This is a genomic window from Shewanella marinintestina (assembly GCF_023283845.1).
GTDB classification, from domain to species: domain Bacteria; phylum Pseudomonadota; class Gammaproteobacteria; order Enterobacterales; family Shewanellaceae; genus Shewanella; species Shewanella marinintestina.
In genome coordinates, this window is record NZ_JAKILC010000006.1 from 246,393 (window position 1) to 266,189 (window position 19,797).

The 19,797-nt window shown below is 43.5% G+C and carries 16 protein-coding genes and 13 tRNA genes; 4 read left to right on the top strand and 25 right to left on the bottom strand.

Annotated elements, in window-relative coordinates; all coding sequences use genetic code 11:
• Positions 1-96 precede the first annotated feature (96 nt).
• From L2747_RS09025 to hemA, 8 genes are all read right to left on the bottom strand, one after another.
• A complete protein-coding gene (locus L2747_RS09025; RefSeq protein WP_248998720.1) occupies positions 97-1,659 on the bottom strand; it encodes an AbgT family transporter in 1,563 nt (520 codons plus the stop codon).
• Between the two features lie 220 nt (positions 1,660-1,879).
• Positions 1,880-2,728, bottom strand: coding sequence for a 3-deoxy-8-phosphooctulonate synthase (kdsA, locus tag L2747_RS09030; RefSeq protein ID WP_012156339.1), 849 nt, complete (start codon positions 2,726-2,728; stop codon positions 1,880-1,882).
• A gap of 68 nt (positions 2,729-2,796) precedes the next feature.
• Positions 2,797-4,065, bottom strand: a complete 1,269-nt coding sequence (locus L2747_RS09035) for a DUF819 family protein (protein ID WP_248998721.1) — start codon at positions 4,063-4,065, stop codon at positions 2,797-2,799.
• Positions 4,066-4,265: 200 nt separating this feature from the next.
• Positions 4,266-5,054: a transglutaminase family protein gene (locus tag L2747_RS09040; RefSeq protein WP_248998722.1), complete on the bottom strand. Its 789-nt coding sequence runs from the start codon at positions 5,052-5,054 to the stop codon at positions 4,266-4,268.
• A complete protein-coding gene (locus tag L2747_RS09045; RefSeq protein ID WP_248998723.1) occupies positions 5,054-5,449 on the bottom strand; it encodes a SirB2 family protein in 396 nt (131 codons plus the stop codon). The genes L2747_RS09040 and L2747_RS09045 overlap by 1 nt, the downstream gene beginning before the upstream one ends.
• A gap of 185 nt (positions 5,450-5,634) precedes the next feature.
• Positions 5,635-6,477 (bottom strand): peptide chain release factor N(5)-glutamine methyltransferase, encoded by an 843-nt coding sequence (prmC, locus tag L2747_RS09050; protein ID WP_248998724.1) that lies wholly within the window; start codon positions 6,475-6,477, stop codon positions 5,635-5,637.
• A 46-nt stretch (positions 6,478-6,523) separates the two neighbouring features.
• Positions 6,524-7,609, bottom strand: coding sequence for a peptide chain release factor 1 (gene prfA, locus L2747_RS09055; RefSeq protein ID WP_248998725.1), 1,086 nt, complete (start codon positions 7,607-7,609; stop codon positions 6,524-6,526).
• A 13-nt stretch (positions 7,610-7,622) separates the two neighbouring features.
• A complete protein-coding gene (gene hemA / locus L2747_RS09060) occupies positions 7,623-8,873 on the bottom strand; it encodes a glutamyl-tRNA reductase (protein ID WP_248998726.1) in 1,251 nt (416 codons plus the stop codon).
• A 269-nt stretch (positions 8,874-9,142) separates the two neighbouring features.
• On the opposite strand from hemA, the gene lolB reads away from it, so the two are divergent.
• The 3 genes from lolB (at position 9,143) to L2747_RS09075 (ending at position 11,667) form a co-directional block, all read left to right on the top strand.
• Positions 9,143-9,802 carry a lipoprotein insertase outer membrane protein LolB gene (gene lolB, locus L2747_RS09065; protein WP_248998727.1) on the top strand — a complete coding sequence of 220 codons (660 nt, stop codon included), beginning with the start codon at positions 9,143-9,145 and terminating at the stop codon, positions 9,800-9,802.
• A complete protein-coding gene (gene ispE, locus L2747_RS09070) occupies positions 9,799-10,653 on the top strand; it encodes a 4-(cytidine 5'-diphospho)-2-C-methyl-D-erythritol kinase (RefSeq protein WP_248998728.1) in 855 nt (284 codons plus the stop codon). Before lolB ends, ispE begins: the two co-directional genes overlap by 4 nt.
• Before the next feature lie 66 nt (positions 10,654-10,719).
• On the top strand, positions 10,720-11,667 hold the full coding sequence (locus L2747_RS09075) for a ribose-phosphate pyrophosphokinase (RefSeq protein ID WP_028769213.1): 948 nt from the start codon (positions 10,720-10,722) through the stop codon (positions 11,665-11,667).
• 92 nt (positions 11,668-11,759) lie between these two features.
• On the opposite strand, the gene L2747_RS09080 is transcribed toward L2747_RS09075, so the two are convergent.
• The 17 genes from L2747_RS09080 to L2747_RS09160 form a co-directional block, all read right to left on the bottom strand.
• A complete protein-coding gene (locus L2747_RS09080) occupies positions 11,760-13,502 on the bottom strand; it encodes a hypothetical protein (RefSeq protein WP_248998729.1) in 1,743 nt (580 codons plus the stop codon).
• A gap of 340 nt (positions 13,503-13,842) precedes the next feature.
• Positions 13,843-13,917, bottom strand: a tRNA-Gln gene (locus L2747_RS09085).
• Positions 13,918-13,937: 20 nt separating this feature from the next.
• Positions 13,938-14,022: transfer RNA gene (locus tag L2747_RS09090), tRNA-Leu, on the bottom strand.
• 86 nt (positions 14,023-14,108) lie between these two features.
• Positions 14,109-14,183 (bottom strand) — tRNA-Gln (locus tag L2747_RS09095).
• A 20-nt stretch (positions 14,184-14,203) separates the two neighbouring features.
• Positions 14,204-14,288, bottom strand: a tRNA-Leu gene (locus L2747_RS09100).
• An 86-nt stretch (positions 14,289-14,374) separates the two neighbouring features.
• Positions 14,375-14,449: transfer RNA gene (locus L2747_RS09105), tRNA-Gln, on the bottom strand.
• A 49-nt stretch (positions 14,450-14,498) separates the two neighbouring features.
• Positions 14,499-14,583: transfer RNA gene (locus L2747_RS09110), tRNA-Leu, on the bottom strand.
• 55 nt (positions 14,584-14,638) lie between these two features.
• A tRNA-Met gene (locus L2747_RS09115) sits at positions 14,639-14,715 on the bottom strand.
• 5 nt (positions 14,716-14,720) lie between these two features.
• A tRNA-Gln gene (locus L2747_RS09120) sits at positions 14,721-14,795 on the bottom strand.
• A 46-nt stretch (positions 14,796-14,841) separates the two neighbouring features.
• Positions 14,842-14,926, bottom strand: a tRNA-Leu gene (locus L2747_RS09125).
• Positions 14,927-14,981: 55 nt separating this feature from the next.
• Positions 14,982-15,058: transfer RNA gene (locus L2747_RS09130), tRNA-Met, on the bottom strand.
• A 5-nt stretch (positions 15,059-15,063) separates the two neighbouring features.
• A tRNA-Gln gene (locus L2747_RS09135) sits at positions 15,064-15,138 on the bottom strand.
• Between the two features lie 46 nt (positions 15,139-15,184).
• Positions 15,185-15,269 (bottom strand) — tRNA-Leu (locus L2747_RS09140).
• A gap of 58 nt (positions 15,270-15,327) precedes the next feature.
• Positions 15,328-15,404: transfer RNA gene (locus L2747_RS09145), tRNA-Met, on the bottom strand.
• A 526-nt stretch (positions 15,405-15,930) separates the two neighbouring features.
• On the bottom strand, positions 15,931-17,022 hold the full coding sequence (gene ychF / locus L2747_RS09150) for a redox-regulated ATPase YchF (RefSeq protein ID WP_248998730.1): 1,092 nt from the start codon (positions 17,020-17,022) through the stop codon (positions 15,931-15,933).
• Positions 17,023-17,074: 52 nt separating this feature from the next.
• On the bottom strand, positions 17,075-17,659 hold the full coding sequence (pth, locus tag L2747_RS09155) for an aminoacyl-tRNA hydrolase (RefSeq protein ID WP_248998731.1): 585 nt from the start codon (positions 17,657-17,659) through the stop codon (positions 17,075-17,077).
• 273 nt (positions 17,660-17,932) lie between these two features.
• On the bottom strand, positions 17,933-19,117 hold the full coding sequence (locus L2747_RS09160) for an FAD-dependent monooxygenase (RefSeq protein WP_248998732.1): 1,185 nt from the start codon (positions 19,115-19,117) through the stop codon (positions 17,933-17,935).
• 317 nt (positions 19,118-19,434) lie between these two features.
• Here L2747_RS09160 and L2747_RS09165 point away from each other — a divergent pair, with 317 nt between their 5' ends.
• Positions 19,435-19,749, top strand: a complete 315-nt coding sequence (locus L2747_RS09165; protein ID WP_248998733.1) for a hypothetical protein — start codon at positions 19,435-19,437, stop codon at positions 19,747-19,749.
• Positions 19,750-19,797 lie beyond the last annotated feature (48 nt).

Here is a 19,797-nt window from a genome sequence, read left to right on the forward strand (position 1 = left end):
TCCCCCTGTAAACAAAAGGCCAAGTCAGTTGACTTGGCCTTTTTATTTTTATGCTGCCACCTTAAATAGGTGTCGCATACTTAAGCGTATTCTACATTACAGTCCATAAGTGTAACTAGCACCTAGACCTAGTGGAAAACCCAACGCCCAGTAAGCCAGTAACCACACACTCCAGATAGACATCAGTGCTAAGCTAAATGGCAGCATCATAGAGATCAGCGTGCCAATACCAATGTTCTTCACATAGCGCTGACAGTAAACCACAACTAACGGGAAGTAAGGCATTAATGGCGTGATGATGTTTGAGCTTGAATCACCAACGCGGTAAGCCGCTTGTGATAGATCTGGGCTGATATTAAGCTGCATTAACATTGGCACAAGTACCGGACCAATCAATGCCCACTTGGCTGATGATGAACCCACAAACAGATTCACAAAGCCCACTAAAATAATCATACCCACAACGGTAATTTCAGCTGGTAGATTAAGTGCTTTTAGACCACCAGCGCCTTCAACCGCAATCAGCGCACCAAGGTTAGATGCCGAAAACGCCGCCACAAACTGCGCACAGAAAAAGGCCATAACGATGTAATGCGACATGCCGCTCATCGATTTAGACATCGCCTGAACAACATCGCCAGAGGTTTTAAATGCACCAGTCATATAACCGTAGACCAGACCAGGCAACATAAAGAAGATGAAGATTAGCGGTACAATTGACTGCATCAACGGTGCTTTAAAGCTCGTTAGGGAGCCATCAGCGTCACGCAGTGTTGAGGTTTCAGGTACTGTTAATGAGAAGAAGGCTGCAATAGCAACAATCATTACTAAGGTTGCTACGCGAAATGCTTTAACCTCTGATGGCTTCTCCTCTTCCATAGCGGGAAGATCAACTTCTTCACGGTTAACCTTATGAGTACGATTAAGGCGAGGCTCTAACACTTTGTCTGTTAGATACCAAATAAGCAGCGTGATTGGAATACAAGAAGACGCTGCGAAGAACCAGTTGTTTAATGGGTTAACTTCAATATTAGGATCTACAATTTGTGCAGCAGCTTGGGTGAAACTCTGCAGTAGCGGGTCAATACCAGACGGGATAAAGTTAGCGCAGAAACCACCAGATACCCCCGCAAATGCTGCGGCAATACCTGCTAACGGGTGACGGCCCACAGTAAAGAAGATAACACCGGCAAGTGGAATGACCACTACATAACCCGCATCGGTTGCGGTATGAGAAATAATACCGACAAGAACAACCGCTGGAGTTAAAAATTTAGCTGGGGTGATTTTTAACATGCGTTTTAGCGCAGTGTTAATGTAGCCAGAATGCTCGGCAACACCCACACCTAACATTGCCACGAGTACCACACCCAAGGGGGCAAAAGCGGTAAAGGTTGTTACCATTGAAGTTAAGAAGTTAGTTAACGCTTCTGCACTCAGTAGATTATTAACAACAATTGGAGAGTTTGTCCGCGGGTCGATAGCCTCAAAGCTCACACCCGATAACATTGCCGATAATGCCCATACGGCAAACATCAAAATCAAAAATAGCATTGCAGGATCGGGGAGTTTATTACCGACTCTTTCAATGCTGTCTAGTGCCTTACCTAACATCCCTTGCGGCCCTTGATCCTCAAGCGCCTGTTTATCTGCTTTCATCATTCAACCTATTTATTATGTTTTCTTCTCACACTAAGTAGATCTTATTGCCAACTAAGCCAATAAGGCGACTTAATGTCGAGTATTTTTATAACCTACTAGAATAAATGTCTAATCTGTATTTAAACTTAAATTATCTCGTCAAAAACAATAAAACCCTGCACTAAGACAGGGTTTTATCTTTTTTAACAACGAACTAGAAGAATAAAATACTTTAAAGTTACTTGCTAGTGTCAATAGGCTCAAACGACTTAACTAAATCATCAATCGCTTTCATTTGGGTTAAGTAGTTTTCTAACTGATGTAACGGCAATGCACATGGACCGTCACACTTGGCGTTATCTGGATCTGGATGCGCTTCGATAAACAAACCTGCTAAACCAAGCGCCATACCGCTGCGAGCAAGCTCTGTGGCTTGAGCGCGACGTCCGCCAGCACTGTCGCTACGTCCACCTGGACGCTGCAGTGCATGAGTCGCATCAAAAATCACTGGGTAACCTGTTTGCTTCATCTCGTCCATGCCTAGCATATCAACAACAAGGTTGTTGTAACCAAAACTTGAACCACGTTCGCAAAGCATGATTTCATCATTACCCGCTTCATTAAACTTAGTGATGATATGACGCATCTCATGTGGCGCAAGAAACTGCGGCTTTTTCACGTTGATGATTGCGCCAGTCTTTGCCATAGCAACGACTAAGTCAGTTTGGCGTGCAAGGAATGCTGGCAACTGAATCACATCAACAACTTCGGCAACAGGTGCACATTGGTGTACTTCATGCACATCTGTGATCAACGGTAGATTGAAAGTCGATTTAATCTCTTCAAAGATCTTTAACCCTTCTTCCATGCCAGGACCACGGTAAGAATTCACTGATGAGCGGTTAGCCTTATCAAAAGAGGCCTTAAACACATAAGGGATCCCTAGCTTTTGAGTAACTTCGGCATAGGTTTCAGCAATTTGCATTGCTAAATCGCGTGACTCAAGTACGTTCATACCACCAAACAGCACAAAAGGCTTATCGTTAGCGATCTCAATCGAACCTAAACTAATGATTTTATTGCTCATCAATCTTTTCTCTCTTCGTGAGCCAAGGCTATGCCTTGGCGTTAATCAACTAGGTTTTAACTGCAGCCTTAGCCTGCTACAGCCTGTAAAATCTGGCCACAGATCCATGCCATATAAGTGCCTAAAGCATAGCCCAATACCGCCAGCAGCACACCTACTGGCGCAAGAGCGGGATGGAACGCCGCAGCAACAACTGGCGCCGATGCCGCACCGCCAACGTTGGCTTGGCTACCCACTGCCATATAAAACAATGGTGCTTTAATCAATTTAGCCACGATCAGCATAAAACTGGCGTGTACTATCATCCAAATCATACCAATAGCAAAATACCAAAGGTTTTCAGCGTCTAATAGCTTAGAAACGTCCATATGCAAACCTATGGTCGCCACTAGAATATACAAGAAAGCAGTAGCAACTTTTGATGCTCCAGCCGCTTCAATGTGTCTTACTCGGGTAAACGATAAAGCTAAACCGATCGTGGTTACAGTGACGATTAACCAGAAGAACTTAGACGTTAAACTGTAATCACGCGTCCATGGGTAGTTGGCTTCAAAAAATGGACCGAGTAAATCAGCGACGATATGGGCAAAACCTGTCACACCAAAACCAATCGCCACAATCATCATTAAATCATTGAGGCTTGGAATACGTGCATTTTCGGCATGGTATTTTTCAACTTTATCTTTCAAGGCTTCAAGTGCGGTGGTATCCGCCCCTGTTTTGGCATCGATCTGCTTAGCTTTTGACGCCATAAACAGCAACACAGCCATCCAAATATTGGCTACGATGACATCGACAGTCACCATAATCGAGAAGATATCACCGCCAACTTCATAAATCTCTTTCATCGCTGCTTGGTTAGCGCCACCACCAATCCAACTCCCCGCAAGCGTAGTCATGCCTCGCCATACGGCATCTGGCCCAGTCACGCCCAAAATTTCAGGATGAATAGCCGATACGATAAGCAGCGCAATTGGGCCGCCAATAACAATACCCACAGTTCCGGTTAGGAACATGATTATCGCCTTAGGCCCCAAGGAAAGAATCGCCTTTAAATCGACACTTAAGATCAATAATACCAAACACGCTGGCAGTAAGTAACGCGAGGCCACAAAATAAAGCTCTGATGTTTTGCCGTCGATAATATCAAATGTGTTCAATAACGAAGGCAAGAAGTAACACATTAACAATGCCGGTACGAAGGTATAAAACTTCTTCCAAAAAGGGTTGCTACTGTTACTGGTGTAAAACACAAAGCCAAGCACTACCGCTAAAATACCTAACGCAGTTGCGTCATTTGTCACCAGCGCACTGGTCACTGTATCCGTACTACTCATGAACTCTATCCCCTAGAAATTGGCAATGATTTGCCTATTTATTATTCTTACAATTCAATTTGTTGGTGTTACTATTTTTATTTTTAATTGACGCTTTTGCCATCGCTATGTGGCGGCGTCTTTTACTTATAACGATTTTCAAACAAGGCTAGAATACACTCTAGCAACACAACAGGGCCTTGAAGGCCCTGTTGTGATACTTAATGGAAAGTTTCTACTTCCTCTCTAAGTTCTTTTAATTGCATTTTCACCAGCTCTATAACCGGATCATGCGGGCTATTTTCAACAAAGTGAGTTAAGTCTGCTGTAGCCACACTTATACAACCCAATTGTTGTGCAATAAAAGCACGCTCACGATTTAAATTTAAATCGTCACTATGCCACTGCAACAGTAAGTTACAACATTCTAGTGCAGGCTCGAAATTATGCGCGACAATGCTGCCAGCTTTCATTTCGTGGATCATACGAGAAATAATGCGCTTGATTGTCGCAGGCTTTAAATAACTAGGCTTAAACTTAGCCGAGTTACCTAGTTCCCCTCTTACAAACACATGTAACTGATGCTTTGACAAGCTCGCGCCAGTCAGTGGGTCAATGTAGCGCACTTCATCGTCTATTCGGCTACAAAGCACTGTTTGTCCAGGCAAGAGCAGCAAATCAAGAGTTAAGTCGAGTTGCTTACCCAACAGCATTAATACTGTTGCTAACGTCGTGCTATTACCTTGCTTCGATGTTAGGCACTTGCCTAAATCTGCCGCTTCTGCGCTGTAATATGCTTCGCGAGCACAAAAACCTAAATCGTTGTAAAACCATTTAAGTAAACCGTTTAAACGGTCGTGCCTATCAACAACATAAAAACTCAACACAGAGCCCGCTAATTCAAGCCAGGCCCAGTTTGCATTTTTTTGCTTAGAAAACCCCAAGTGCTCGGCAATTTCAAAAGCCGTTTCAGGAAGCCGTATTGAGTCGTTTTGCGTTAAATCAGCCATTAACCGAGCAACACCCCTTGCTTAAGGATCGCAAGTTTAGCGGCATAAACAACCCAGCCAATTGCGCCAAAGGCAGCAAAGACTTTAAATAATGTATTGCGGTTTGCTTTAAGTGCTATTGTGGCCAGCACGATATATGCAACAACGGCTCCTAGCTTTTCAGTCATCCATGGATCAACAAAAGGATACTGCTGAATAGAGAAACATAAGATCAAACCAGATAACAGAAGGAACGTATCGATAACGTGTGGCGCAATTTTAATTGCTTTCTTTTCTAATACGGGTGACTTGCGCATGTGCAGTACGAAACGGACTAGGAAAAACAATACGCTAGTCGCAATAAGCGTCATGTGCATGTGCTTAAACGCAGGGTACAAACTGTAAAAAGTTTCCATGAATAAAGATCTGTTTGCTGACAAAGGCGGCTAGTGTACCCCATACTTTTATCCATAACCAATATCCCGCGATAACAAGCAGAGGAACAGCGCAAACTTTAAACAACAAAGCCGGGTTTAGCATTTAACCGCCAATAAAAAAGGCACTATCAATAGTGCCTTTACATACATCTACAGCCTGGCTATTAACGTGGCCAACGGCCTAGTGTACAGCGGTCATTACTACCAAAATCACGTACAGTGGCAACGTTTTCATAGCCAAGTTCAATTAACTTTTCTCTTAGCTCAATTGCTTGCTGGTAACCGTGTTCAAGTAGCAAATAACCACCTGGTGCTAAATAGTCACGAGCACAATCGGCAATATGAAACAGATCCGCAAAGCCTCTTAATGGCGCGGTTAATGCACTTTGCGGCTCAAACCTCACATCTCCTTGTGAAAGATGTTCATCTTCTTCATCGATATAAGGTGGATTAGACACAATTAGATTAAAGTCGTAACACTCTACAGCGTCAAACCAGTCGCTTTGAAACACATCAACTTGTTCGAGCTTTAGGTTGGTTCGGTTTTCTTTCGCAAGTTCAACCGCATCATCCACTTTATCAATCGCACATACCTGCCACTCATTGCGTTCATGCGCTAGCGATAAAGCAATAGCACCAGTTCCTGTACCCAAATCGAGCACTTTAGCATTTTCAGCCAAAGGCAGATTCAGTGCCGTCTCAACTAAAATTTCAGTGTCTGGACGTGGAATTAACGTGGTGGGATTAACTCGAAACGGCAGAGACCAAAATTCGCGTTCACCAACAATGTGGGCAATCGGATTGCCGCGAAGACGCTTAGCAAGCATCTGCTTGAACTCAAAAACCTCTTCAGGTTCTAAGCTCTTTTCTGGCCAAGTGTATAAATAGCTACGCGGCTTGCTAATAACATGAAGCAACATCACCTCAGCATCAAGCGATGCTGAGTCTGAAATGCTTTCAAGCTGCGAAGAGGCCCACTTAAGCGCCCCTGAAATAGTTAATTGCAAGGAATATCCTTATTCTTCTATAGCACAGTCATGAGGGGAGTAAGGTTTAGCCTTCGCCCAGTGCTGCAAGCATATCCGCTTGGTTCTCTAAAATGAGAGGTTCAATAACACAATCGATATCACCTTCCATAAATTCACCTAAACGATACAGAGTTAAGTTAATTCTGTGTTCACTTACGCGACCTTGTGGGAAGTTATATGTACGGATACGTTCTGAACGGTCACCAGATGACACCAAGTTACGACGCGTGCTTTCTTCAGCACTACGGCGCTTCTCGTCTTCTACCGCTTGAATACGAGCAGAAAGTACACTCATCGCCTGGGCACGGTTTTTATGCTGTGAACGTTGATCCTGACACTCAACTACAATACCCGTTGGAATGTGGGTAATACGAATCGCCGAGTCAGTTTTGTTAACATGCTGACCACCGGCACCTGATGCGCGGAAAGTATCCACTTTCAAGTCGGCTTTATTAATTTCAATCGCTTCAGCTTCTGGTACTTCCGGCAATACAATAACAGTACAAGCAGAAGTGTGTACGCGGCCCTGTGATTCAGTCTCTGGCACACGTTGTACGCGGTGTCCGCCTGACTCAAACTTAAGCTTACCGTAAACGCCTTCACCGCTAATTTTAGCGATCACTTCTTTGAAGCCGCCATGCTCACCTTCGTTGGTGTTCATGACTTCGATTTGCCAGCGTTTGCCTTCAGCAAATTTACTGTACATGCGGAATAAGTCACCCGCAAAAATAGCAGCCTCATCACCACCCGCGCCAGCGCGGATTTCGATAAAGCAGTTATTATCATCATTAGGATCTTTTGGCAGTAGCAGAATTTGCAGTTCATCTTCTAATTCTGCAATTTTTGCTTTTGCTTCTTTGTACTCTTCCTGAGCCATCTCTTTAAGATCTGCGTCATCTTCTTCCATCATCTCTTTGGCAGACTCTAAATCTTCTTCTGCTTGCTGAAATGCTTTAAAAGCGCTAACAACGTCTTCTAACTGAGAGTATTCCTTAGACAAGGCGCGAAAACGCTCCTGATCAGCGATAACACCAGCATCGCTCAGTAACGCCAATACTTCTTCGTTACGTTCAAGTAAGCCTTCAAGCTTACGAATCACACTGTCCTTCATTTAAACGCTAACCTTAGTCTTTATCTAGTCCAAGCACAGCTCTTAATTGTCCAAGAGAATTTAAATCCCCTTGGCGACTCGCAGCGGTAAGCGCTTGTGTCGGTGCATGGATCAGCTTGTTAGTAAGCTTATTGGCAAGCTCCAGTAAGACTTGCTCACTGTTACCACCTTGGGCCAACTTATTGACCGCTCGCTCTACCAACTCATCTTTGATCGCCATACTTTGGGTGCGATATTCACGGATACTGTCTACCGACTCTAATGAGCGGATCCATTCCATAAATAGATGAGCTTGATCGTCTGCAATTAATTCTGCTTGCTCGGCAGCCTCTCTTCGAGAGGCCATATTCTGTTCAATAATGCTTTGCAGGTCATCGACGGTATAGAGAAATGCATCATCTAAATCCGCGACTTCAGCTTCGATATCTCGAGGAACTGCTATATCTACCAACAACATAGGTTGATGACGACGTTGCTTAAGCGCTTTTTCTACCATGCCTTTACCAAGAATTGGCAACGGGCTAGCCGTAGAGGATATCACGATATCGGCCTTAGGGAGAAAATCTGGGATCTGTTCTAGTGTAATAGCTGTTGCGCCGAACTCATCACACATGGCTTCGGCACGTGAAATTGTACGGTTTGCCACCACCATGGCTTTAACACCATTGTCTTTTAGATGGCGTGCAACTAGCTCAATCGTCTCACCCGCACCGACCAATAGTACCTGGGTCGTACTCAGGGAAGAGAAGATATGCTTAGCCATACTTACTGCGGCAAATGCGACAGATACGGCTGCAGCACCAATTTCAGTTTCAGTACGGATCTTTTTAGCGACGGAAAAGGTATTTTGAAATAACTTATCCATTGTTGATGCGACGGTACCCGCTTCTTTTGCTTTTACAAAAGACTGCTTCACTTGGCCTAAAATCTGCGGTTCACCCAAAATCAGTGAATCAAGGCCTGCCGATACTCGCATTAAGTGTTTAACCGCTTCTTGACCTTTATATTGGTACAAGCAGGGCTCAACATCTTCATGAGAAAGTTGATGATAATCTTCCAGCCAGGCAACAACGTCAGCGGCTTCACTGTTGTTACAGTAAAGTTCTGTGCGGTTACAGGTGGAGATAATGACGGCTTCGCCCGATTGAGTACGAGACGCAAGACTCTTCATAGCATCATGAATTCTGTCTGGTGCGAATGCGACTTTCTCGCGTAGGTCGACCGTGGCCGTTTTATGGTTAATTCCGATTGCTACAAGGCTCATTTGACTCGTTCTGGACTCTTGGGCATCTCATTTATGGCTGCCATTCTACTGAATTGATTTTGTTAAAAACAGAATACGCTTAACAAAACCGAATAATAATCTCTGTTCTTACCCATTTTTTCAATTAGCATCACTTTTTTAACTATTCATATATAGATATGTCACGCTTAAACGACATTAAGCATTGTACAAATAGTTATTTTTGCATATGGGCATTGGTAAATTACTCAAGCCCTCGTATCATAAGGGCTCTTTTATATCAGTAATAGATGAATAATTTGAGCAGCTTCACAAAAAACACTTATCTATGGGTGATATTGAGCATCTTTTTAATTAGTGGTTGCTCAACTACCATACCAGACAACCTAGTTCCCGTCTCTGTTAACAAAGTGCAGCAGGCTCGTGCGTGGGAAATGCAGGGAAAACTTGCAGTTAGAACGCCTCAAGATAGATTTAGCACTAATCTATATTGGCTTCATAGCCCAGATCGCGACGAGTTAAAGTTAACCACAATGTTAGGTACTACGGTCTTGTCTTTATCCAGCCAAGCTGGGCTTGTTACACTAGAGGTGGATGGCCAGACTTATCAAGATACTGACGCTCAGCGTCTACTAACTCGTGTATCTGGCTGGTCCATTCCGCTTGATTCATTGCCACTGTGGATAACAGGTCAACTAACACAAGGCGATGAGCTGATTAGTAGTGATAGTCAGCAGCGTCCAATAAAGATAATCAATGCCGAGCAATTACCACCTTGGGAAGTCGAATTTAGCAGTTGGCAAACCCAAAGCGGCGCCGAAGTACCTCGCCTTCTCAAGTTACAACGAGATAACCTGCGCTTAAAATTGCAATTAACCCAATGGCAAGCTCTTGCTCCCCAAGGGCAGACACTTATTCAACCCACCTCTGACACTGAGAATTCTTTATGACTGCGTCACTTTCATTGGGCTGGCCAGCACCAGCAAAGTTGAACCTGTTTTTACATATCAATGGCCGCCGAGAAGATGGCTATCATGAACTACAAACTCTATTTCAATTTGTAGAACATTGTGATTACTTAGATTTCAAAGTATTAAACAAGCCAACACTCAAGTTACACTCCAACTTAGCAGGCGTTGTCGCCGACAGCGATAACTTAATTCTCAAAGCCGCAAAATCACTCCAAAGTTATACCAATTGTCAATTCGGTGCAGAGATATGGTTAGACAAACGCTTACCTATGGGCGGAGGCTTGGGAGGAGGCTCATCAGACGCGGCAACGACACTAGTAGCATTAAATCAGCTATGGGAAACCGGGTTATCAACGCAGGAATTGGCAAAGCTTGGTTTAATGCTTGGCGCTGATGTACCTGTTTTTATTAATAGTTTCTCAGCATTTGCTGAGGGTGTAGGCGAAAAGCTGATAAATGTAGAACCACTTGAAGCTTGGTATTTAGTTTTGATTCCACAAGTACATGTATCGACTGCTGAAGTATTCCAAGACCCAGATCTGCCACGTAATACCCCAAAGCTAAGTCTTGAGACATTAATGAGTAGCTCTTGGCAAAATGACTGCCAAGCATTAGTCGCAAAACGTCACCCTCAAGTTGCCAAGACCTTGGACTGGCTGCTAGAATATGCGCCGTCCAGAATGACCGGAACAGGAGCTTGTGTTTTCGGTCAATTCGAACAGGAGCATGAAGCTAAAGATGTATTGGCGAAATTGCCTGCATCGATTCAAGGCTTTGTTGCAAAAGGGGCAAATATATCGCCGTTAGCATTGAGATTAGCTCAATGCTAACCAACATTCTGGGATACTTTTTTAATCCCAGCCACTATCATGAAGCATACGCCTGAGGTTCATACAGTGCCTGACATTAAACTTTTTGCCGGTAACGCAACACCTAGTCTCGCTAAGAAGATAGCCGATCGTCTATTTTGTAAACTTGGAGACGCAGAGGTAGGCGTTTTCAGTGACGGCGAAATCAGTGTCCAAATTAATGAAAATGTACGTGGTGCGGATGTATTCATCATTCAATCTACTTGCGCTCCTACTAACGATAACCTAATGGAACTTATCGTTATGGTTGACGCGCTTCGTCGTGCATCAGCTGGTCGTATTACAGCGGTTATTCCTTACTTTGGTTACGCACGTCAGGACCGCCGTGTTCGTAGTGCTCGTGTACCTATCACAGCTAAAGTTGTTGCGGATTTCCTTTCAAGCGTTGGTGTTGACCGCGTATTGACTTGTGATCTTCACGCAGAGCAAATTCAAGGTTTCTTTGACGTTCCAGTTGATAACGTGTTCGGTAGCCCAGTTCTACTAGAAGATATGTTAGCTAAGAACTTAGAAAACCCAGTAGTTGTTTCTCCTGACATCGGTGGTGTTGTTCGTGCACGTGCTGTAGCTAAACTATTAGATGATTCTGACCTAGCAATCATCGATAAGCGTCGCCCACAAGCTAACGTTGCTCAAGTAATGCATATCATTGGTGACGTTCAAGGCCGTGACTGCATCATCGTTGATGACATGATCGATACTGGCGGTACACTATGTAAAGCAGCCGAAGCACTAAAAGAGCACGGTGCAAATCGCGTATTCGCTTATGCAACTCACCCTGTATTCTCTGGCAACGCAGCTAAGAACATTGCTGAATCAGTAATTGATGAAGTGATTGTAACGGACACGATTCCATTGAGCCCTGAAATTGCAGCTCTAGACAAAGTTTCACAGCTGACAATGTCTACAGTGATGGCAGAAGCAATCCGCCGTGTAAGCAATGAAGAGTCTATTTCTGCAATGTTTAAGCACTAATTCATTACGAGTTAAACTGAAACTAAAGCAGTAATAAAAACGCACTCCATGGAGTGCGTTTTTTATGCCATCAAATTATTCAACTACCCCATTCACGAAGTCCTTAATTCTGTAGGTAGATTTTTAATAAACTGACGATACTTAAGCTTATTCAAAAGCTTGTGACCATACTTCTGCTGAATAAGTGGTAGTGTATACTGAAGATGAAAACCACCAAAACGAGCAATGTCTATACTGTTCAAATATCGATTGACCAAAGGCAAGTAATCAATATTAAATCCTGCCAAGTTCAAAACAACATCAGATAATGCTGCTTTATTTTGGCTACTTCTTAGTAAGTCGGCATCACTAAAAGCACAGAGGTTATCCACCATCTGCATCATGAGCTCTGCCGCACCGGGTATCTTAATAGCCATTGCGGCAAATTCGGCTTCTGGCCGTTTACAGCCATCTTTATCCTCTATCAGCCACTCGAGACGATTCCCCTTTATATGCTCAGCCAAACAAGCCGTTCGCTGCTGCATTTGTTGGAGCCCCTCAAGTAAACATTCAGGCAAGGCAAGATAATCGATACTAATGACGTTGATGCCGTCTGGTGTGAACGCCATTCTATGCGCCTCAGACATTTCTAATTCTGCTTGCTTGCCTTCTTGATAGCTGAGTATCTGTTGCTCGATTTCATTATCACAGGGCTTAACCTCACTAATATCTACGATTTTTATATCAAAGTTGATCACAGCCAATTGCTCACTGTTTAGCATCTCGAGGTGATAGCCATATTGATTAAATGCTACTTGATTAAGTAGATTTAGTCGCTCTCTGGTCTGATTTAATCGTGTCGGTTTCAATAGTGGTGACATACCTGCCAACTGGTAGCTCTGTTCGCTACCGCTCAAATAGAGCTTACGCAGAATGCCGTCAGTCCAACAGACCCAACAAGCATCTTCATGTTCGCTAAAGCGAATACCTTTAAGGGTATCAACCCACTCTTCAAGAGCGTCCTCCACTACATCATCATCTATATCCTCATCTGCAAAATAGGCTTGCAGAGTCTGACGAGTCTCTGAATCAAGCATCTGATCTGTATCATTGTCGTACCAACGAAGTGTGTTCACCCATAAAGTGTTGAAGCTGTTAAGGTCGATTAGCTGCAGCTGAAAACCCAGTTGAAGATCAACATCACTTTCTTTGCATGGCAGTGCATCGACGAAAGGAAGCAATGCCAGATCTCTGTCAGTGCAAAGACCAAGCATATTTTGAGTCTTGAAGCTGCCAGTGGCAGGTAAGCTGTCGAGAAGATGATAATCAGTTGTGCCGGTTACCGGATCAATACACCAAAAGCCTTGGCTTCTTTTGTTCAGTTTCCTGCTGCGATTTTGATAGAAAAGAAAGTTACCGTCACTCCGGCGATGTAGCTGCTGAATATCGAGATACTCTGGCAATTGCATTTCGGCAAAAAGGCTCCAATCTCTTAAAGACCAGCCATACAAGCGGTCGCCCTGTTCATCATCAATTTCTGCTGTAATGGCGTACCAGAACTCCTGCCGAGCTTTATCAAGCCAGCCTTTGCCACCATAAACTCCCAATACCGCTAAAGTGGTTTGCAAAGCCAGGTTGCCCTGAATATCCCCTCTATATATAAGCCCTGTAGTCGTCGCGACAACAAACTCATCATCGTTATAAAACGCTGCCAAACTAATATCATGTTCACTACGCAGTCCATCAAGCTCAAGCTGCCAATGCAATGTATTACATCCGTCTGGCAAAGGAGATAGCAGCTGTAACTCAATCGAGTTAGTCTGGCTAATGATATGTAATATATAGGCTGGTTTCATCATTGATCCCATGAGTTCTGTAGCAAACATTTTAACCCGTTAAATCGACGAAGTTATAATTTAACGCGGTAGTGATTTGGCATTATTTTTGCCAATTTATTATACCTAGCAGAATTAGAAATTGATTCACTCAAAGAAATATTGAATATAGTAATTCAATCATATAGATGAAATAACAGTACCTGTTCGATTACGAATTTCAGCGAACTCAAATTTAATCGTCGTTGAAAGCAGTAAAATGATGGTCTGAGCGGTATAGAAAGATATGTTAAAGCGATTCGAAAGATGTATAAAACGCCAAATGCAAAAAAGCTCATCCTAAGATGAGCTTTCTTTTATATGGCTGGGGTACCAGGATTTGAACCTGGGAATGCCGAGATCAAAACCCGGTGCCTTACCGCTTGGCGATACCCCAACAAAACTGGTTAAACTCGATGGTACGGGAAGAGAGACTTGAACTCTCACACCTTGCGGCACCAGAACCTAAATCTGGCGTGTCTACCAATTCCACCACTCCCGCATCGAAGTTTACTGCAAGTTACCTTGCTTCATCTTACAAGCAATAAAGTTTATAAGATAAGGTCAATGAATTAACCTTTTAAAAAATGGCTGGGGTACCAGGATTTGAACCTGGGAATGCCGAGATCAAAACCCGGTGCCTTACCGCTTGGCGATACCCCAATAAATCTTGTTAAATTCGATGGTACGGGAAGAGAGACTTGAACTCTCACACCTTGCGGCACCAGAACCTAAATCTGGCGTGTCTACCAATTCCACCACTCCCGCATCGAACTTTGCTGCAAGTTTCCTTGCTTTTATCTTACAACCTTTAGAGCTTATAAGACAAGGTCAATTGCTTAACCTTTTAAAAATGGCTGGGGTACCAGGATTTGAACCTGGGAATGCCGAGATCAAAACCCGGTGCCTTACCGCTTGGCGATACCCCAATCAATCTTTCTCACTCACAACCAGCCATGGCTAATCATGCTAAATAAATGGTACGGGAAGAGAGACTTGAACTCTCACACCTTGCGGCACCAGAACCTAAATCTGGCGTGTCTACCAATTCCACCACTCCCGCACAGACTCTGTTTCACATCCAGAACACGATGTTCATATTTTACATCTTGAAAAGATGGTAGCAATGGCGGGACTTGAACCTGCGACCCCAGCATTATGAGTGCTGTGCTCTAACCAGCTGAGCTACATTGCCAAAGATGGCTGGGGTACCAGGATTTGAACCTGGGAATGCCGAGATCAAAACCCGGTGCCTTACCGCTTGGCGATACCCCAAAAATCTTGTTTCAGCAACAAGCCTTAGCTCATCACTTAAATTAAATGGTACGGGAAGAGAGACTTGAACTCTCACACCTTGCGGCACCAGAACCTAAATCTGGCGTGTCTACCAATTCCACCACTCCCGCACAGACTCTGTTTCACATCCAGAACACGATGTTCATATTTTACATCTTGAAAAGATGGTAGCAATGGCGGGACTTGAACCTGCGACCCCAGCATTATGAGTGCTGTGCTCTAACCAGCTGAGCTACATTGCCAAAGATGGCTGGGGTACCAGGATTTGAACCTGGGAATGCCGAGATCAAAACCCGGTGCCTTACCGCTTGGCGATACCCCAAAAATCTTGTTTCAGCAACAAGCCTTAGCTCATCACTTAAATTAAATGGTACGGGAAGAGAGACTTGAACTCTCACACCTTGCGGCACCAGAACCTAAATCTGGCGTGTCTACCAATTCCACCACTCCCGCACTGCATCAAGTTTTACATCTAGATTAAGATGACTCTATTTTTCATCCAGAGTAAAGATGGTAGCAATGGCGGGACTTGAACCTGCGACCCCAGCATTATGAGTGCTGTGCTCTAACCAGCTGAGCTACATTGCCATCTTTCTTTTTCACCCCCCTGTCTGGGGAACGGGGCGTATTATGCTTATTCGGCTTAATCAGGTCAACTGCTTTTTTCTGCAAATTTACCGAAACAGCATTGTTCGGCGATAAGTTCACCAAACTGAGCAACAGACACCCAAAAAAGGGCCTTTTCTAAGAAAGTTTTAGCGCTTTTCACACTTGAGCATAGCTACTAAGGTAAATTTTATTAGCCAATAGCACTGTCCGAGTATACTCAAATGACCTTTTCACACCTATATCGATAGCTTTTATATAGCAGTTTAAAATAGCAGCCGCTAAATTCTCTGTTAAATACTCGACCTCTCCTAGTCATCAGCATCGTTTAATGAACTACGATAGCTAAACAACTTATGATCACTTCAAAGTGATGATTGATAGCTCTAAAACAATTACTAACAAACTTCGACAACAATAAAAGAACAGCTATATATTGTAAGCAAACCTTAGATACAAAAACGGCGACTATATAAGTCGCCGTTTGCTATTTAACGTTTAGTCAAACTTAAACGTTAAATAGGAAGTGCATGACATCACCGTCTTTAACAGTATATGTCTTACCTTCTACACGAAGCTTACCCGCTTCTTTCGCGCCCGCTTCACCTTTATAAGTGATGAAGTCTTCGTAAGCCATAACTTGAGCACGAATAAAGCCACGTTCAAAGTCAGTGTGAATGACACCAGCCGCTTGTGGTGCACTTGCGCCAACACGAACAGTCCAAGCACGAACTTCTTTAACACCTGCAGTGAAGTAAGTTTGTAGATTTAGTAGTTCGTAACCGGCGCGAATAACGCGGTCAAGACCTGGCTCTTCTAGACCTAGATCAGCCATGAATTCTTCACGGTCTTCAGCGTCCATTTCAGCAAGCTCAGACTCGATAGCCGCACACACAGCAACAACAACTGCATTTTCCTCAGCAGCAAGTGCTTTAACTGTATCTAGATGAGGGTTATTTTCAAAACCGTCTTCAGCTACGTTTGCAATGTACATTGTTGGCTTAAGTGTTAGGAAGTTTAAGTAACCAATTGCAGCTAGCTCTTCTTTACTTAGATCCATAGAACGTAGCATTTTGCCTTCGTCTAGAACTGGACGCATTTTTTCAAGTACAGCCACTTCAAACTTAGCTTCAGCGTCGCCGCCTTTAGCACGCTTTGCTTGACGAGTGATAGCACGTTCACATGAATCAAGGTCTGCAAGAGCAAGCTCGGTGTTGATCACTTCGATATCACTTGCTGGGTCTACTTTATTTGCAACGTGAACAATGTTGTCGTCTTCAAAACAACGCACAACATGACCAATTGCGTCAGTTTCACGGATGTTAGCTAGGAATTTGTTACCTAGGCCTTCACCTTTAGATGCACCAGCAACAAGACCTGCAATGTCAACAAATTCCATTGTTGTTGCTAATACACGCTCAGGCTTGACGATTTCAGCTAAAGCATCAAGACGCGAGTCCGGAACTGGAACCACACCTGTATTTGGTTCAATAGTACAGAACGGGAAGTTTGACGCTTCGATGCCAGCTTTAGTTAGTGCGTTGAAAAGTGTTGATTTACCAACGTTTGGCAGGCCTACGATGCCGCATTTGAAACCCATATTGTTACCTTTATATCAATGAATGACTTGAAGCAAAGCTCCAAGCACTTGTTTAAGCTTTAAAAGAATGCAGTCTATGCATCGCCTTTGCCATATCTTGGTTGAACAAGATCTCTGTCGAACGAACCGCTTCATCTATTGCGGCGTCCATCAGCTCTTGATCGGTTGGGGATGCTTTGCTTAGCACATAGTTGCTCACCTGGTTTTTATCACCTGGGTGACCAACACCAATACGTAAGCGGTAGAAGCCTTTATCATTAGCAAGTTTTGCAATGATATCTTTAAGGCCATTATGACCACCGTGACCACCACCCAACTTAAATTTGGCTACACCCGGTGGCATATCGAGCTCATCGTGTGCAACTAATATCTCTTCTGGCGCGATTCTAAAAAAGTTCGCTAATGCGCCAACCGACTTACCACTTAAGTTCATAAAGGTTGTCGGGATTAACAGACGGACATCTTTGCCATGTAAGGTGACTCGCGCCGTCATGCCAAAATATTTAGTATCTAATACTAATGTGGCACCACAGATCCTAGCGAGTTCTTCAACGTACCACGCACCAGCATTATGGCGAGTCCGTTCGTACTGCGCGCCGGGATTTGCAAGCCCGACAATCAGTTTAATATTGCTCATAGCACCCTGTCTGTATTGGCCTAAATTAGGTTTTGTCGTTGCTTAAATAAAGTAACAACAAAATTAAAAACGCGACATTTTAGCACTCAAATAGCCTGCCAACAAATTATACGCAAATATTGCGCAATCTAAATATATTGTTCAGCGCCTTTTTCGCCACTTACACCAGCATAATGACTGATAAAACTAATAAAAATTAATCACAAAAAAACCGGATCCAAGATCCGGTTTATTGAATAGTAAGCTAAGTTAGCTTTATCCGTTCACGCTTAACTAAAAGCCCATCGCATATTTCAGCACCTGCTTTTTAATCGGCGAATCAATATTGGCTAGCTTTAACGCACCATTACGCAGAAGTTTAAGTGGTAAAATATCATTACTAAAGCTGGCATAGAAAAGATCCATCGTTGACATCATGAGCTTATTGTCGCGATAACGGCACTTTTGAAATTCTGCCAATACAGGTTTACGCCACCAGCCTTTGTCATCTTCTAGGTGTTTAGCAATCGTTGTTACCAAAGCATCAACGTCTTTAAAACCTAAATTAACTCCCTGCCCTGCTAACGGGTTAATCGTGTGCGCCGCATCACCAAGGATCACTAAGTTATTGCGGTAATAGGTTTGTGCATGCCGACGAGTCAGTTTAAAGCTCGCTTTACTGACAACGGTAAAGTCGCGATCGAGTCGAGCCGGAAAGTGCAGATCAATCTGCGCCGCTAAGGCTTTATTATTAAGCTGAGTTAACTGGGCAATTTTATTGGCTTCATCGTACCAGACTAATGAAGCATTGTTGCCTGGTAAAGGTAATAAAGAACGGGGGCCATTTGGAGTAAATTGCTGCCAAGTCACATCTTGTTCGTCGCAAGCAGTTTCAATATTAATTAGCATAGCAGACTGAGCATAATCCCAACCACTGATACCAATATTGGCCCACTGACGTACCATAGAGTTAGCGCCGTCGGCGCCAACTAGTAACCGCGTATCAAAGGTTTCACCATTATCTAATTCTACGCAAATTTTATCGTCCGCCTGCTTGCGAGTTAATTTGGCTATTTTGGTCGGACAGAATAGGGCTATATTGTCGAGTTGCTGCAAACGTTGCCACAACGCTAATTGGATAAGGCGGTTTTCAACGATATGACCTAAATGGGAGCAGCCTATTTGATCACTATGGAAACGGGTTATGCAGTCGTCCATCTCCCAAGTTTCAAGACCTTTATAGGCAACTTTACGCACATGATCTAACCCTGTTAGTGCGCCTAAACGCTCAAGTAAGGCTTCAGATGCAGCACTAATAGCTGACACGCGTAGGTCTAAGGCCTGTTCACTATCATAAGCTCTTGGTGCAAAGGCTTCGATAACAGCAACTTTCAACCCAAGCTGCCCAAGTCCAATTGCTGTTGCCGCGCCAACCATACCACCACCTACAACTACGGCATCATACACGCTGCATTTCATATTCACCTGCTCCACTGCGCTTTCTCTCCTAACCTCAATTATGCCCAAGCAGTTTACACCCAAACACACCAATATTAATGCTTTATAAAAGAAAGTTTGCACTATTTGATACTGAGCAGATTAGCTCTACCTCGCTTTGTAAATAAAGCGCGCCGAAATATGTCGATTAGTGTCAAATTTAACTCTAACGTGTACAAATGTGTCTAGAGTTAACTTTCCTCACACCTGCTTACAAACCACAAAAGCAAGATGTAAACCATGCCATAGACTCAAACTGTCAAATGGGGGACCCCCATAAAACATTAAGTGAGGATATTATGAAGAACTTTACCTTGGCAGCATTACTTTTTGCATCGTTCATTCCAGCCACCAGCCAGGCAAATCTAGATCCGACTGAAATGGAACATATCAATGTTATTTATCGGACTCCATTTGAATATTCACTTTATCAATATACCAGCGATACGCTGCAAGCATTTAATCAGCAACTTTTGGTCGACATACATCAACAAGCGAAACAAAGCAGCCAGCAGATGGCCGAAAGCTACAGTCTCAGCGTTGCCGAAAATAACTCCGTAAATATACCAACTAAAGCCTTAGTAAAAACAATGACATTGGAGTCTGCAGAATAAAATCACTTTATTAACGGCTAAATGCTAGCCACAGGCTGACTTAGGCGT

What these genes read in the sequence shown, in the direction of transcription:
- ychF (WP_248998730.1), bottom strand. Translation starts at nt 17,022, where the DNA reads ATGGGTTTCAAATGCGGCATCGTAGGCCTGCCAAACGTTGGTAAATCA.
- L2747_RS09045 (WP_248998723.1), bottom strand. Translation starts at nt 5,449, where the DNA reads ATGGAAACTTTTTACAGTTTGTACCCTGCGTTTAAGCACATGCACATG.
- L2747_RS09160 (WP_248998732.1), bottom strand. Translation starts at nt 19,117, where the DNA reads ATGAAATGCAGCGTGTATGATGCCGTAGTTGTAGGTGGTGGTATGGTT.
- hemA (WP_248998726.1), bottom strand. Translation starts at nt 8,873, where the DNA reads ATGAGCCTTGTAGCAATCGGAATTAACCATAAAACGGCCACGGTCGAC.
- L2747_RS09040 (WP_248998722.1), bottom strand. Translation starts at nt 5,054, where the DNA reads ATGGCTGATTTAACGCAAAACGACTCAATACGGCTTCCTGAAACGGCT.
- ispE (WP_248998728.1), top strand. Translation starts at nt 9,799, where the DNA reads ATGACTGCGTCACTTTCATTGGGCTGGCCAGCACCAGCAAAGTTGAAC.
- L2747_RS09035 (WP_248998721.1), bottom strand. Translation starts at nt 4,065, where the DNA reads ATGAGTAGTACGGATACAGTGACCAGTGCGCTGGTGACAAATGACGCA.
- L2747_RS09025 (WP_248998720.1), bottom strand. Translation starts at nt 1,659, where the DNA reads ATGAAAGCAGATAAACAGGCGCTTGAGGATCAAGGGCCGCAAGGGATG.
- prfA (WP_248998725.1), bottom strand. Translation starts at nt 7,609, where the DNA reads ATGAAGGACAGTGTGATTCGTAAGCTTGAAGGCTTACTTGAACGTAAC.
- L2747_RS09165 (WP_248998733.1), top strand. Translation starts at nt 19,435, where the DNA reads ATGAAGAACTTTACCTTGGCAGCATTACTTTTTGCATCGTTCATTCCA.
- kdsA (WP_012156339.1), bottom strand. Translation starts at nt 2,728, where the DNA reads ATGAGCAATAAAATCATTAGTTTAGGTTCGATTGAGATCGCTAACGAT.
- lolB (WP_248998727.1), top strand. Translation starts at nt 9,143, where the DNA reads ATGAATAATTTGAGCAGCTTCACAAAAAACACTTATCTATGGGTGATA.
- pth (WP_248998731.1), bottom strand. Translation starts at nt 17,659, where the DNA reads ATGAGCAATATTAAACTGATTGTCGGGCTTGCAAATCCCGGCGCGCAG.
- L2747_RS09080 (WP_248998729.1), bottom strand. Translation starts at nt 13,502, where the DNA reads ATGAAACCAGCCTATATATTACATATCATTAGCCAGACTAACTCGATT.